This window comes from Variovorax restrictus (assembly GCF_051216715.1).
Lineage (GTDB): Bacteria > Pseudomonadota > Gammaproteobacteria > Burkholderiales > Burkholderiaceae_C > Variovorax.
In genome coordinates this window covers 543,665-555,691 of record NZ_JBPJZH010000001.1, presented here as the reverse complement: position 1 = coordinate 555,691, position 12,027 = coordinate 543,665, and the positions used below count along the sequence as shown (strand labels likewise).

Sequence of the window (12,027 nt, the reverse complement as noted above, 5' to 3'; positions counted from 1 at the left end):
GGCTCAGGCCGCGGCCGTCAGTACCTTGCGCATGCGTGCATTGCGCAGGATGACGCCAGCGCGCTCGATCTCCTGCCGCGCTTCGATCGCGAAACCCGAGGCGAGGAAGAAGCGCTCCGCACGCAGGCTCACGTTGGCATGCAGCGCGGCGATGCCCTGCGCCTGCGCCACCGCATGCAGATGCGCCATCAGGGCCGTCGCGACACCGCGACCCGCGTGATCGCCGGAGACAAAGAACATGTCGATGTGGCCGGACGGCTGCACGTCGGCAAAGCCGGCAATCGTGCCGCCCAGTTCGGCGATGAAGGGCCGGATGTGCTGCATGCGCTCGGCCCACCGTGCGGCGTCGTGGTCGTGCGGCGCCCAGGCGGCGAGCTGCTCGGGCCGATAGTCGCGGGCCGCGAGGGTGTGGACGGACGACGCGAAGACGCGGCGCAGCGCGGGGGCGTCGCCCGGCTGGTAGCTGCGGATGCGAAGCGCGTCTTCCAACGGCCTACCGCCCCGTCACCGACCACCCCGCATGCAGGTTGGCCTTGTCGTTCTCGTATTCCCAGCGGGTGCCGCAACGGTCGCAGCGGTAGCTGGTGACGGTCACCGAGCGGCCGTCTTCGCGTTCTTCCTTGCGGTTATTGCCCTGCACCAGCTCGGCGTGGCCGGGGGCTCGACGCCAGTTGCGCTGGATGCCGGTGCACGGCTCGCACAGCGCCATCTTCTTCTGGTCTTGTTCGCGGGCGCTCAAGGGGGAGTTCATGGGTGGGCCGTCGGTTCGTGGATCAATGATGGTGGCCGCCTGCGCCGTGCACGTGCCGGTGCGCCAGCTCTTCCGGTGCGGCAGCGCGCACCTCGAGCACCTTCAGCACGAAGCGCAGCTCCTGACCGGCCAGGGGATGGTTGCCGTCGAGCAGCACCTGGCTGCCCTTGATCTTCTTGACGTAGTAGATCTGCGGCTCGCCGTTGTCGTTGCGGCCTTCGAGCTGGCCACCGACCTTCACGCCCGGTGGGAAGTCGCTCTTGTCGATGGTGCGCTCCAGCGCCGGGTCGCGCACGCCGAATGCGTCTTCGGGTTTGAGCTGCAGCGTGACGCCGTAGCCGGCCTCCTGGCCGTCCAGCGCCTCTTCGATCTTGGGCAGCGTGTTGTCGTAGCCGCCATGCAGGTAGCCCATGGGCTCCTTGGCTTCCTCGATGAGCTTGCCCTGCAGGTCGGTGACCTTGTAGCGGAGGGTGACGACGGTGTCTTTGGCGATTTTCATGGGGGGATTGTCCCGCAGAGAGGCTGAGCGATTTGGTAGCGAGTAATTCCGACCTTGCCGTCGCTGGCGTTGACGTGAGCCCCAGGTGCATACGCAACGAGAGATGTTACGCATTGAAACATGTCGGCATAATCCAGCCGCCCGCGGCGCTCGCGCCGCAGCCATGGAGGGAGCCCGAAACAGGGCTCGGCGTTCTGTCACTTTCATTGCCTAGCAAGTTCGAATGAAGATCCATCACAACATCACCATCCTCGCCCTTTCCGCCTTCGTGTTGACCGGATGCGCCTCCGTCAACATGGCCAGCAAGGAGGAGTCGGACAAGGCCAAGCAATTCAGCGCTCCCACTGCAGGAAACTCCGGCGTCTATGTGTATCGCAACAGCTTCGTCGGGAAGGCGCTGAAGAAGGACATCTGGGTCGACGGCAAATGCCTGGGCGAGAGTGCATCCGACGTGTTCTTCTACACGCAGGTCGAAGGTGGCAAGAAGCACAAGATCGAAACGGAATCGGAGTTCTCGCCCAACGCCCTGGAGGTGTTCATGGAAGCCGGCAAGAACTACTTCATTCGGCAGTTCATCAAGATGGGTGCCTTCGTGGGCGGGGCCGACCTGGAACAGATCCCCGAGGAGCAAGGCAAGGCCGACGTCGCCAAACTCGGTTTGGCGCAGCCGGGTACCTGCGGCAATTAAGCCGCCACCTCGCGCAGCCTCTGATGCGCCAGGCCCTCCCACGCCACAGCCTGCTGGTTCTTCGCGCACAGGTAGTGGTGGGTGAAGACATCCAGGTAGACGTCCAAGGTCTGCGCAGCGTGCTGTTCTCCCGCCAGTGCCATGCATAACGCAGCCACTTCGCTGGTGCACAGGTGGTCGTCGCGGCCCGAGTTGCGCAGTTGGTAGCGGGAGGCCTGCTCCGGCGTCAGGCTCAGCACCGGCAGCATGTCGAGATAAGGGCTTCGGCCGAACATCTTGCGGGCCTCGGCCCAGGTGCCGTCGAGCAGGATGAACAGCGGGCGCTTGCCCGTTCCTTCAGCGGACGCGTCGGGCGACGGCACGGCCTGCACCACGCGCTCGGGCGCGGCGTATTGGCCCGGGAACACCACGAAGGGCTGCCACTGCGGGTCGCTCAGCAGGGCCAACAGCGCGGGGTCGGTCTCGGTGCGCGCCCAGCCGAAGGCGAAGGTGTCGGCCACCACGTCGGCGACCAGCCAGCCCGTGTTGCTGGGCTTGAGCGGCTCGATGTCGGCCATGAGCAGGCAGACGCCGGCGCGGGTGGACATCGTCGGCCGCAAGGCGCACAGGCAGTGGCTCGGCAGCAGCCGGCAGCCTTCGCAGCGCTCGCGCTTGAAGCCGCCGCGGGCGAGAAAGGGTTTGCTGCTGCGCGCCAGCCGTGCGGCGCGCAGCCGGGCGACGGCATGGGACATGCCCGATTCTCAGGCCCGTCGAGCGCTGCCGTGACCGGAGCGAGACCGAGAAATAAGTCACACCCAATCCCCCCTGGCGCCCAGCGGAGTTTGCAAATGTGAACATGTCACATACAGTTGTTGCATCCACTCACGACCCGTCTATGTCTCCCATGCACCCGCATGCCGCCGTCCTCGGCAGCGACTTCTCCAACTGGGCTCGGTTGACCGAGCAATATTCCGAAGGCCTGGATGCGCTGCGGCGCCGCGAGCCCGGCGCTTCCGCCAGGATGGCGGACATCGCCAGGCAGTTGAACCAGTACGCCCTGCTGGTCGGTGAGCGGCCCCTGCCTCCGATGTCTGTCGAATCCGAAGCACGCCCGTCATCCGTCGTCTCGAGCTGGGGACGGATCGGTATGGCGATGCAAGCGCTGCCCCGGCTCCGCGTCCGGCGCATGCTGTCGCCGGTAGCCATGCCGTCCTGAGGATTGAGCAACTCAGCGACAATCGCGACCGCCCAATGAACCAACTCGCCTTGGCACTGTCCGCTTGCGCACGCGTTCTGCGGCCGGTGGTCAGGCTCGCCATGGGCTTGGGCCTGAAGCAGCCGCACTTGCAGGAACTGCTCAACGAGTTGCTGCTCGATGAAGCGCGCAGGTCGTGGCAAGCCAAGGGTGTGCAACCGAACCTCAGTCAGCTTTCCATCACGACCGGCATCAACCGCAAAGCGGTCACGGCGAGGGTTCGCACGCCGCGCGACCCTCTGGCGCCGACCGAGCTCTCCTCGGCGGCCAAGACGCTCACGGTATGGCTGGAGATGGCCACGGACAACGAGGCGCTGCGCCAACTGCCCGTGATGAGCGAGAGCAAGGCGCCGTCGTTCGAGTCCATGGCATGGATCGGCAGCCGCGGCAATGTGCACCACCGCGCCATCCTCGAAGAGCTGGTTCGCCTGGGACTGGTGGTCGACCATGGCGCGCAGGTCGAGCTCAAGGCCGATGGCTTTATCCCCGCGAACGACCTCGGCGCCATGTTGGCCTTCTTCGCCGACAACGGACGTGACCACCTGAATGCATCGGTGTCCAACATCCTGGCGGAACGGCCTCCGCTGCTGGAGCGATCGATTTTTGCGCACGGCCTTCCGGTGGAAGCCTGCGAGGAAATCCACCAGCTGGTCCGCGCGCGCTGGAGCACGCTGCATCACGAGCTGGCGCATGAAATGCGCACGGCCATCGATATGGGCGGCGAGGGCGCCACAGCGCGGATCAGAGTGGGCATCTACACGTATTTCGAAGATGACAAGGGAATCTCCGAGGTGCCGTTCGATCGGGCGCCCCCGGAGAATTTGAAGCAATGAACAAAACCCTGATGCGTTGCCTTGTCGCCTTGTCGACGGCGCTCCTTCTCTCATGCGGCGGCGGCGGTGGTGGTGACGTCATCGACGGATCACCGGCCGCCGGTTCAAGCGGCGCTGCCGTTCCCTTCGGCAATGCGAGTTCGCCGGACTGGGGCTTCGCTGGCCAGGCCGGCTCCCAGGAGGGCGGCGGCAACGGAGGCGACAGTTCGGGCGCCGGCAGCGGTGCCTCGGGCGCGTCCGCAGGCAGTGGTGACACGGCTTCGGCCTCGGCCGGTGATGCCGGTGGCGTGGGATCGGGCGGAACCGGTGCGTCCGCCTCCGCCGGGGACAGTGGCGATTCGGGCGTGGGCGGCGTGGGCGGCGTTGCCAGCATCATCGTCAACGGCGTCCGGTACAACACGGCCGGCGCGGTGCTGAAGTTGCGTGATGCACCCAAGCTCCAGCTGGGCATGACCGCCAAGGTCAACGGCCCCACGAATGCGGACTTCACCACGGGCGAGGCCACGGAGGTCGAGTCCGCTGCAGATGTGCGTGGCGTGGTCAGCGCGGTCAACGCGGGCAATGGTGACCTGGTCGTGCTCGGCATGACGATCAGTACCGACGAGACGACGGTGTGGGGCAACCTCCCGGGCCTCGGCGCGCTGGCCCCCGGGATGACCGTGCAGGTGTGGGGCTTGCCTGCCGGGCCGGGCTCGCTGCGCGCGACGCGGATCGAGAAGCTTGCGACCGGCACGCCGATTCTCTCGGGAGTCGTTCAAAACCTCGACGTGTTCAACCGCAAGTTCCTGCTGGGAAGCCTGGCCGTCGATTTCAGCCAGACCACGGCACCGTCTGGCCTGGTTGCCGGGGTGAACGTGCGCGTGCGTGCGACCTCATCGCCCACGGCCGGCATGCTGCAGGCGACGTCGGTCGAGCTTTGGTATCCCGTTTCGCTGCGAGACGGCACGCGACGCCAGCTGGGCGGCGTGGTGACGGATTTCAGCGGCGTTGCCAGCTTCCGCGTCCTCGGCACACCCGTGAACGCGTTGTCCGCGCAGGTGTCGGGCGGGCCGACAGCGGCGATTGCCAACGGCGTCGAACTCGAGGTCGCCGGCACCGTCGTCAATGGGTCGCTGGTGGCCACCAAGATCAGGATCAAGAAGACCCCGGGTGGTGCGAGTTCGGCTTCCTTCACGGCCATCGGCACGGTGGGCGCTTTCAGGTCGCTGGCCGACTTCAAGGTCAAGGGCCAGGCGATCGACGCCAGCGGCGCCGGCGTTCAGTACGTCAATGGTGCGGCAGGCAACCTCGGCAATGGCGTCCGGGTCACCGTCGTCGGGGGACGCATCGTCAACGACGTGCTGATCGCCAGCCAAGTCGTCTTCGAGTAACCAAGGCCCACGCCGAGAAGGGCCGTGCCCCTCGGCGCCTCTGACACGAGCCAAGTGCGCGGGAAACCCCTCGTTACCAGAGAGCCTTTGGGCGGGCATGTGTCCGACAGCCAGCGAGGGCATCGCCAGAAAAAATGCGCGGATGTGACGTTTTCACATCCAACGAATTTTTCTGGGAGGGCCTATGTCGGCTCAACATTTCCTCCGGGTCGAACACCCCAAGCTTGGCGCGATTCCGGCGTTCAATCGGGACGCTGCGGCGCTCGCACGGGCAACACGTGCCCGCCTTGCGTTCCAGGCGCGTCTTGTCGACACCTTCCGTGCCCACCTCGAAGGCGCCGGTTCGGAGCCGAGCGATTCGGCGCTACGTACGTTCGCCGTGCTCGCGGCAGAAGAGCATCGACTCGAGCAGCGGCTGGCCGATGCCGCGGATCGCAGTGCGACAGGCCCGACCGAGCCGGTGCGCGCGGAACTCGCGTCTCGGGGGCTTCGGTGAAAGTCGCCGACGCAAGCTTCACGGTGCACGGTACGCCGTCGGGCGACGGGTACGGCGGCCACTTCGAATACACCGACCCCGCCCCCCTCGTGGCGTCGGTGCGTGCCGAAGGGATGTCGCCGACGTTCGCCCTTGAACTTTCACCGTTGTGCATCGCGTTCTGCGTGGTCATGAACATGGCGGCGTTGACGCTTCTTTTTTACAAGCTTTGGTGACCCTGCGCGGCGCCGGGCGGGAGGCGCGGGTGAGTGCTGTGAGCGCTCGTCACGCACCCGTCGCGGGCACCTTCAGCGCAAGGCCGCCGCCAGCCCCTGAATCACCGACGCCTTCGGCGAGTCCCGCAGCCACGCCAGCCCCACCGGTGGCAGATTCCACGGCAGCGGGCGCGGCATGACTTCGGCAGCACCGGTGGCGGCCACGGCCTGCGCCACGTCGCGCGGCAGGATCGTCACGGCACGCGGCAACTGCTGCATGGCCGAGGCCACCGTGCGCACCGCGTAGGCCTCCAGCAGCGGCACGGGCACCGTACGGCCGGCAGCGGCGAAGACGGTGTCGATCATCTGGCGGATGGGCGTGTCGGAGGGCGGGAAGATCCAGTCCATCTCCGACAGCAGCGAGATGTCGAGCCCGTCCTGGTTCGACTGGCGCGCGAGGCGCAGCGCGCTGGCCTTCGACACCACGACACACGCCTCTTGCCGGTACAGCAGCTCCTGCACCAGGTCGTCGTCGGTGCTGTCGTGCGAGAAGCGGCAGATGGCGCAGTCGAGCGTGCGCTGGCGCACCGCCAGCACCAGGTTGTGCGTGGTGTCCTCGTGCGCCAGCAGCGCGATGCGCGGGCGCAGGCCGAAGAGGTGCTGCCACACGGCGTCGAGCGTCTGCGTGGCCGCATAGGGAATCACGCCGACGCGCAGCCGCCCCTGCAGCCCGGCGCCGCTGACGGCGCGCAGCTCCTGCTGCAGCGCGTGGTTGTCCGCCACGGCGAGCTTGGCGCGCGCCAGCACCACCTCGCCGGCGACGGTCGGCTCCAGTCCGCGGCGGCTGCGGATGAAGAGCGGCGTCATGAAGATGTCCTCGATGTCGGCCAGCGCACGCGTCACGGTCGGCTGCGCGAGCGACAGCTGCTCGGCCACACGGGTGATGGAGCGATGCCGGTCGACGGCCATCAGCAGCACGTAATGACGCATCTTCAGGCGGGTTTCGAGGCGCAGGGCGAGGGCGTCGGGGGCAAGGGGTGCAGGAGACATGGATCGCCGAGCATAGCAATCGATGCATGCATCGATAGCTATCCATGTGCATTGGCCTATTTCGTGCGACCAGAATCGGCGCATCCCCTTCGATGCACCAGAACCATGAGCACCTTCACCACCCGCCCTGAAATCACCGGCACGCACGGCGTCGCCGCGGCCACGCACTGGCTCGCCGCGCAGACCGCCATGGGCGTGCTCGAACGCGGCGGCAACGCCTTCGATGCGGCCGTGGCCGGCGGCTTCGTGCTGCAGGTGGTGGAGCCGCACCTCAATGGCGCGGGCGGCGAAGTACCCATCCTCTTCTGGAGCGAGAAGGACCGGCGCATGCAGTCGGTCTGCGGCCAGGGCGCCGCACCGGGCGAGGCCTCGGCCGCGGCCTTTCGCCGCCTGGGGCTCGAACAGGTGCCGGGCATCGGCCTGCTGCCGGCCACCGTGCCGGGCGCCTTCGGTGCGTGGCTGACGATGCTGCGCGACCACGGCACCTGGTCGCTGGCCGACGTGCTCGCGCCGGCCATCGGCTACGCACGCGACGGCTACCCGCTCATCCCGCGCGCGGTGCAGGCCATCGTCGCGGTGCAGGCGCTGTTCCGCGAGCACTGGACCTCGTCCGCCGAGGTCTGGCTGCCCGACGGCCAGGTGCCGAAGCCCGGCGCGCTGTTCTGCCAGCCGCGCCTGGCCGCCACCTACGAGCGCATCCTGCACACGGCCGACCACGGCGGCGACGGCACACGCACCGGCACCATCGATGCGGCGATGCGCTGCTGGTACCAGGGCTTCGTCGCGCAGGAGATCGACAGCTACTACCGCACGGCCCAGGTGCGCGACACCACCGGCGAGCGCCACGCCGGCCTGCTGCGCTACGACGACATGGCGCAGTGGCAGCCCACCGTCGAAGCGCCGCTGACGGTCGACTTCGGCCGCTACACGCTGGCCAAGTGCGGCTTCTGGAGCCAGGGCCCGGCCTTCCTCCAACAGATCGGCATGCTGCGCCACGCCGGCCTCGAACAGCACGCGCCGCACACCGCGGGCTTCGTGCACCGCATCGCCGAAGCGGCCAAGCTCGCGATGGCCGACCGCCTGGCGTGGTACGGCAGCGCACCCGGTGCGTCGCGCGAGGCGCAGATGGCGCTGCTGTCCGACGACTACCTGCGCCAGCGCTGGATGACGGTGGGCGACAACGCCTCGCAACAGCTGCAGCCCGGTTCGCCGCTGGGCCAGGCGCCGCGCCTGCCCGACCTCGACGTGGCCGCGCGCACGCTGCGCACCGCCGACACGCGCTTCGGCGTCGGCGAGCCCACCTTCGCCGCGCTGCCGCCCGTCGCCGAATGGGCCGAGCGCGAAGTCTTCGTCGGCGACACCTGCCACATCGACGTGATCGACCGCCACGGCAACATGGTCGCGGCCACGCCTTCGGGCGGCTGGCTGTCGTCCAGCCCAGTGATCCCGGCGCTCGGCTTCGCGATCAACACGCGCCTGCAGATGACCTGGCTCGACGACGGCCTGCCGAACACCGTGACGCCCGGCGTGCCGCCCTGCACCACGCTGTCGCCCTCGCTCGCGCTGCGCGACGGCGAACCCTACATGGCCTTCGGCACGCCCGGCGGCGATCAGCAGGACCAGTGGTCGCCCGCCTTCTTCCTGCGCCATGCGGTGCACGGCATGAACCTGCAGGAAGCCATCGACGCGCCGGCCTGGCACGTCGACCATTTCCCCGCGTCGTTCTGGCCGCGGTCGACCACGCTCAACCGGCTCACGGCCGAGTCGCGCTTCTCGCCCGAGGTGCTCGATGCGCTGCGCGCGCAGGGACACGACGTGAAGGTCGGCGACCCGTGGTCGGAAAGCCGCATGTCCGCCTGCACCCGCGAGCACGACGCCCAGGGCCGCCTGCTGTTGCGCGCCGCGGCCAACCCGCGCGGCATGCAGGGCTACGCGGTCGGGCGCTGATCCCTCCCTCCCCTTTCTTTTTCATCCAGGAGTTCATCCCATGCTTTCTCGCATCCGTCGCGGCCTCACGCTGCTCGCCCTCAGCGGCTTCGCCACCCTCGCCGCGGCCGAGTGGCCCGACAAGCCCATCACGCTGGTCGTGCCCTGGGCACCCGGCGGCTCCACCGACATCCTGGCGCGCTCGCTGGCCGAGCAGCTGACCAAGTCGCTGGGCCAGACGGTCATCGTCGACAACCGGGCCGGTGCGTCCGGCAACATCGGCTCGAACTTCGTGGCCAAGGCCAAGCCCGACGGCTACACACTGCTGATCGGCTCGATGAGCACGCATGCGATGAACCCGGCATTGATGCCGTCCATGCCCTTTCGCGGCGTCGAGGACTTCACGCCCATCGCGCAGATGGCCAACGTGATCAACACCATGGTCGTCAACCCCGCGGTGCCCGCGACCAACGTGAAGGAATTGATCGCCTACGCCAAGGCCAACCCCGGCAAGCTGGCTTATGCGTCGGCCGGCCCTGGCTCCACCAACCACCTGAGCGCGGTGCTGTTCGAGAAGGCCGCAGGCATCGAGATGCTGCACGTGCCGTACAAGGGCGGCGCGCCGGCCGTGGTCGACACGGTGTCGAACCAGACGCAGGTGCTGTTCTCCGCCGGCACGCAGACGCTGCCGCATGTGAAGGCCGGCAAGCTGCGCCTGTTGGGCGTGACCGAGGCCAAGCGCTCGCCGCTGCTGCCCGACGCGCCCACCGTGGCCGAGACGCTGCCGGGCTATGCGCTCGGCGTCTGGTACGGCGCCTTCGGCCCGGCCAACATGCCCAAGGACTTGGTGACCAAGCTCAACGACGAGATCAACAAGGCGCTGGCACAACCCGAGGTGCGCACGCGCATGGATTCGATGGGCGTCGAGATCGTCAAGGGCACGCCGCAGCAGTTCGCCGCCGTGCTGCGCAGCGACGCCGACCGCTACGGCAAGGTCATCCGCGAGCTCGGCATCAAGAATGAGTGAGGCAGGCATGGCCGACGCGCTGCGCCTGCCGCTCGACGTGTGCCAGGCGCTCACGCACGACCTGCCGCGCGCGCGCACGATGGACGCGGCCTTGCAATGCATCGACGGCGTTCGCCGGCGCCTGCTGGGCGACGGGCTGCTGACAGTGAACCTCGATGCCTCGCCCGCGCACGACGACAGCGACACCGTCGAGTTGCAGCGCGTGTGGACCTCCGACCCCGCCGCCTACCCGGTGGGCGGGCGCAAGCGCAAGACGCTGACGCCGTGGACGCGCCAGTTGCTGCGCGGTGCCCAGATGTTCGTGGGCGAGGGCGACGCCGCCTTGCGCGAGGTCTTCGACGACCACGCGCTCATCGCGTCGCTCGGCCTGCGTGCGGTCGTCAACGTGCCGTTGCTCGATGCGCACGGGCGCTGCGCCGCGACCTTCAACCTGCTCGGCGTGCGGCCCGCCTGGCAGCCGCAGGAGCTGGCCCTGGTGCAGCTGCTCGGGCTGCTCGCCACGCCCTGGGTGCTGGGCCCACGCGAGGCCTGAGCAGCGGCGCCGTCGTCGGGACGACAGCGGGCCGCCGACGGGCCGGTGACGCCAGGGCACCCGCGGAACTGGCTTTGCCAGGCCGCCGGGTGCGCCCCCTCGAGGGGGAGGCGCCGCAGGCGCATCGGGGGTGGGTTTGGTTTCAGTCCGGCAGCGACAGCCGCTGGATGTGCGCGTCGTCCCAAAGGTCGCGCGGCTCGCGCCCGACGATCTGCACGGTGCAGTCCGGCTCGCTCAGGTCGAGCAGCGTCGGCACCGTGGGGGTTTCCTGCACCGTGGAATAGAAAGTGCGCACGACGGGCGCATACAGCTGGTCCTTGCGCTGCTGCACCACCACCGCCAGCAGGCCCGAATTCAGCCGCACAAGCGAGCCCACCGGGTACACGCCGACCAGCTTGATGAAGGCGGCCAGCAGCTCGCGGTCGAAGTGGCCCTTCCACGCAGCCATGCGGACCAGCGCATCGGCCGGGTCCCAGGCCCGCTTGTAGACGCGCGCAGAGGTCACGGCGTCGAACACGTCGCAGATGGCCGCCATGCGCGCGTAGATCGAGATCTCCTCGTCGTCCAGCCCGTCCGGGTAGCCGCCGCCGCCGATCTTCTCGTGGTGATGCAGGCAGATGTCCAGCGCGATGGGTTCGTCGAAGCCGTTGCTCTGCAGCATCTCCATGCCCAGCCGCGGATGGTTCTTCATCGTCGCGAACTCCGCGTCGGTGAGCGCGCCCGGCTTGTTCAGAATGTCGGCCGGCACCCGCGCCTTGCCCAGGTCGTGGAACAGGCCGCCGATGGCCGCGTTGCGGACCTGCCCTTCGGGCATGCCCAGTTCGCGCGCGAAGGCCGCCATGAGCGCACAGACGGTGACGCAATGCATGTACGTGTACTCGTCGGCGGTCTTGAGCCGGGCCACGCTCAGCATGGCGCCCGGGTCCTGCTCGATCGATGCGTAGATGCCGTCGACCACCTGGAGCGCCTGCGGCACGTTCAGAGGCCGGTTGGCCTGCACGTCGGCGAAGGTGCTCTTCATGGTGGACGCGCCGAAGGCACGCGCCTTCGTGGCGGCTTCATGCACATCGACGGGCGGTGGCACGCGAACCGCCGGCGGGGGTTCGGCGACTTCGATCCACACGAAGATGTCGACGCGGGCACGCAGCGAGCGCAGTAGCCGTCGGCCGAGCACGCGCGACGTAGAGCGTGCGGTGGGCACGCCCGTCCAGATGCCATCGAGCCCCTTGAGGACCATGCCTTCTTCCAACTCGGTGGCCTTGATCTTCTTCAGCATGACGGTCGTGTGCGTTCCAGATACAGATACGCGCGCTGCGGGGTGGCAGGGGTGAAAATTTGACTATAGGACCAAAAGGTGTCCAAACCTCCTTCCATGCGCTCGGCGCGCGTCAACCTTGGCACGTTCGCAACGACGCATTGAAGAGGCC

General features: G+C 68.1%; 15 protein-coding genes. 9 read left to right on the top strand and 6 right to left on the bottom strand.

Going from position 1 to position 12,027, the window contains the following annotated elements; all coding sequences use genetic code 11:
* Nucleotides 1-3 precede the first annotated feature (3 nt).
* From ACSFA0_RS02645 to ACSFA0_RS02635, 3 genes are read right to left on the bottom strand one after another with little or no spacing between them, the layout of a single operon-like run.
* The gene (locus ACSFA0_RS02645; RefSeq protein ID WP_435448689.1) at nucleotides 4-489 is read right to left on the bottom strand and encodes a GNAT family N-acetyltransferase; all 486 of its coding nucleotides are present in this window, start codon (nucleotides 487-489) and stop codon (nucleotides 4-6) included.
* 4 nt (nucleotides 490-493) lie between these two features.
* Nucleotides 494-751 carry a hypothetical protein gene (locus ACSFA0_RS02640; RefSeq protein WP_435448688.1) on the bottom strand — a complete coding sequence of 86 codons (258 nt, stop codon included), beginning with the start codon at nucleotides 749-751 and terminating at the stop codon, nucleotides 494-496.
* 22 nt (nucleotides 752-773) lie between these two features.
* The gene (locus ACSFA0_RS02635; protein WP_435448687.1) at nucleotides 774-1,250 is read right to left on the bottom strand and encodes an FKBP-type peptidyl-prolyl cis-trans isomerase; all 477 of its coding nucleotides are present in this window, start codon (nucleotides 1,248-1,250) and stop codon (nucleotides 774-776) included.
* A 223-nt stretch (nucleotides 1,251-1,473) separates the two neighbouring features.
* Between ACSFA0_RS02635 and ACSFA0_RS02630 the strand changes: the two genes are divergently transcribed.
* A complete protein-coding gene (locus ACSFA0_RS02630) occupies nucleotides 1,474-1,938 on the top strand; it encodes a DUF2846 domain-containing protein (protein WP_435448686.1) in 465 nt (154 codons plus the stop codon).
* On the opposite strand, the gene ACSFA0_RS02625 is transcribed toward ACSFA0_RS02630, so the two are convergent.
* Nucleotides 1,935-2,669, bottom strand: a complete 735-nt coding sequence (locus tag ACSFA0_RS02625; RefSeq protein WP_435448685.1) for a tRNA-uridine aminocarboxypropyltransferase — start codon at nucleotides 2,667-2,669, stop codon at nucleotides 1,935-1,937. The genes ACSFA0_RS02630 and ACSFA0_RS02625 overlap by 4 nt on opposite strands.
* Before the next feature lie 143 nt (nucleotides 2,670-2,812).
* On the opposite strand from ACSFA0_RS02625, the gene ACSFA0_RS02620 reads away from it, so the two are divergent.
* The 5 genes from ACSFA0_RS02620 (at nucleotide 2,813) to ACSFA0_RS02600 (ending at nucleotide 6,086) form a co-directional block, all read left to right on the top strand.
* The gene (locus ACSFA0_RS02620) at nucleotides 2,813-3,133 is read left to right on the top strand and encodes a hypothetical protein (protein ID WP_435448684.1); all 321 of its coding nucleotides are present in this window, start codon (nucleotides 2,813-2,815) and stop codon (nucleotides 3,131-3,133) included.
* 35 nt (nucleotides 3,134-3,168) lie between these two features.
* Nucleotides 3,169-4,005 carry a DUF6502 family protein gene (locus ACSFA0_RS02615; RefSeq protein ID WP_435448683.1) on the top strand — a complete coding sequence of 279 codons (837 nt, stop codon included), beginning with the start codon at nucleotides 3,169-3,171 and terminating at the stop codon, nucleotides 4,003-4,005.
* Complete coding sequence (locus ACSFA0_RS02610) at nucleotides 4,002-5,375, top strand: DUF5666 domain-containing protein (protein WP_435448682.1); 1,374 nt, start codon at nucleotides 4,002-4,004, stop codon at nucleotides 5,373-5,375. The genes ACSFA0_RS02615 and ACSFA0_RS02610 overlap by 4 nt, the downstream gene beginning before the upstream one ends.
* A gap of 184 nt (nucleotides 5,376-5,559) precedes the next feature.
* Nucleotides 5,560-5,871: a hypothetical protein gene (locus tag ACSFA0_RS02605; RefSeq protein WP_435448681.1), complete on the top strand. Its 312-nt coding sequence runs from the start codon at nucleotides 5,560-5,562 to the stop codon at nucleotides 5,869-5,871.
* A complete protein-coding gene (locus ACSFA0_RS02600; protein WP_435448680.1) occupies nucleotides 5,868-6,086 on the top strand; it encodes a hypothetical protein in 219 nt (72 codons plus the stop codon). The genes ACSFA0_RS02605 and ACSFA0_RS02600 overlap by 4 nt, the downstream gene beginning before the upstream one ends.
* A 72-nt stretch (nucleotides 6,087-6,158) precedes the next feature.
* Here the strand turns inward: ACSFA0_RS02600 and ACSFA0_RS02595 are convergent, their stop codons facing one another.
* Nucleotides 6,159-7,115: a LysR family transcriptional regulator gene (locus tag ACSFA0_RS02595; RefSeq protein WP_435448679.1), complete on the bottom strand. Its 957-nt coding sequence runs from the start codon at nucleotides 7,113-7,115 to the stop codon at nucleotides 6,159-6,161.
* Nucleotides 7,116-7,220: 105 nt separating this feature from the next.
* On the opposite strand from ACSFA0_RS02595, the gene ACSFA0_RS02590 reads away from it, so the two are divergent.
* The 3 genes from ACSFA0_RS02590 to ACSFA0_RS02580 are packed head-to-tail and all read left to right on the top strand — an operon-like array spanning nucleotide 7,221 to nucleotide 10,600.
* Nucleotides 7,221-9,062 (top strand): gamma-glutamyltransferase family protein, encoded by a 1,842-nt coding sequence (locus ACSFA0_RS02590; RefSeq protein ID WP_435448678.1) that lies wholly within the window; start codon nucleotides 7,221-7,223, stop codon nucleotides 9,060-9,062.
* Between the two features lie 40 nt (nucleotides 9,063-9,102).
* Entirely contained in the window at nucleotides 9,103-10,068 is a 966-nt protein-coding gene (locus tag ACSFA0_RS02585) for a Bug family tripartite tricarboxylate transporter substrate binding protein (RefSeq protein ID WP_435448677.1), read from the top strand.
* Nucleotides 10,061-10,600: a GAF domain-containing protein gene (locus ACSFA0_RS02580; RefSeq protein ID WP_435448676.1), complete on the top strand. Its 540-nt coding sequence runs from the start codon at nucleotides 10,061-10,063 to the stop codon at nucleotides 10,598-10,600. The genes ACSFA0_RS02585 and ACSFA0_RS02580 overlap by 8 nt, the downstream gene beginning before the upstream one ends.
* 142 nt (nucleotides 10,601-10,742) lie before the next feature.
* Here the strand turns inward: ACSFA0_RS02580 and ACSFA0_RS02575 are convergent, their stop codons facing one another.
* The gene (locus ACSFA0_RS02575; protein ID WP_435448675.1) at nucleotides 10,743-11,876 is read right to left on the bottom strand and encodes an HD-GYP domain-containing protein; all 1,134 of its coding nucleotides are present in this window, start codon (nucleotides 11,874-11,876) and stop codon (nucleotides 10,743-10,745) included.
* Between the last annotated feature and the right edge of the window lie 151 nt (nucleotides 11,877-12,027).

What these genes read in the sequence shown, in the direction of transcription:
- ACSFA0_RS02620 (WP_435448684.1), top strand. Translation starts at nt 2,813, where the DNA reads ATGTCTCCCATGCACCCGCATGCCGCCGTCCTCGGCAGCGACTTCTCC.
- ACSFA0_RS02575 (WP_435448675.1), bottom strand. Translation starts at nt 11,876, where the DNA reads ATGCTGAAGAAGATCAAGGCCACCGAGTTGGAAGAAGGCATGGTCCTC.
- ACSFA0_RS02630 (WP_435448686.1), top strand. Translation starts at nt 1,474, where the DNA reads ATGAAGATCCATCACAACATCACCATCCTCGCCCTTTCCGCCTTCGTG.
- ACSFA0_RS02625 (WP_435448685.1), bottom strand. Translation starts at nt 2,669, where the DNA reads ATGTCCCATGCCGTCGCCCGGCTGCGCGCCGCACGGCTGGCGCGCAGC.
- ACSFA0_RS02610 (WP_435448682.1), top strand. Translation starts at nt 4,002, where the DNA reads ATGAACAAAACCCTGATGCGTTGCCTTGTCGCCTTGTCGACGGCGCTC.
- ACSFA0_RS02640 (WP_435448688.1), bottom strand. Translation starts at nt 751, where the DNA reads ATGAACTCCCCCTTGAGCGCCCGCGAACAAGACCAGAAGAAGATGGCG.
- ACSFA0_RS02615 (WP_435448683.1), top strand. Translation starts at nt 3,169, where the DNA reads ATGAACCAACTCGCCTTGGCACTGTCCGCTTGCGCACGCGTTCTGCGG.
- ACSFA0_RS02590 (WP_435448678.1), top strand. Translation starts at nt 7,221, where the DNA reads ATGAGCACCTTCACCACCCGCCCTGAAATCACCGGCACGCACGGCGTC.
- ACSFA0_RS02635 (WP_435448687.1), bottom strand. Translation starts at nt 1,250, where the DNA reads ATGAAAATCGCCAAAGACACCGTCGTCACCCTCCGCTACAAGGTCACC.
- ACSFA0_RS02585 (WP_435448677.1), top strand. Translation starts at nt 9,103, where the DNA reads ATGCTTTCTCGCATCCGTCGCGGCCTCACGCTGCTCGCCCTCAGCGGC.
- ACSFA0_RS02580 (WP_435448676.1), top strand. Translation starts at nt 10,061, where the DNA reads ATGAGTGAGGCAGGCATGGCCGACGCGCTGCGCCTGCCGCTCGACGTG.
- ACSFA0_RS02595 (WP_435448679.1), bottom strand. Translation starts at nt 7,115, where the DNA reads ATGTCTCCTGCACCCCTTGCCCCCGACGCCCTCGCCCTGCGCCTCGAA.
- ACSFA0_RS02605 (WP_435448681.1), top strand. Translation starts at nt 5,560, where the DNA reads ATGTCGGCTCAACATTTCCTCCGGGTCGAACACCCCAAGCTTGGCGCG.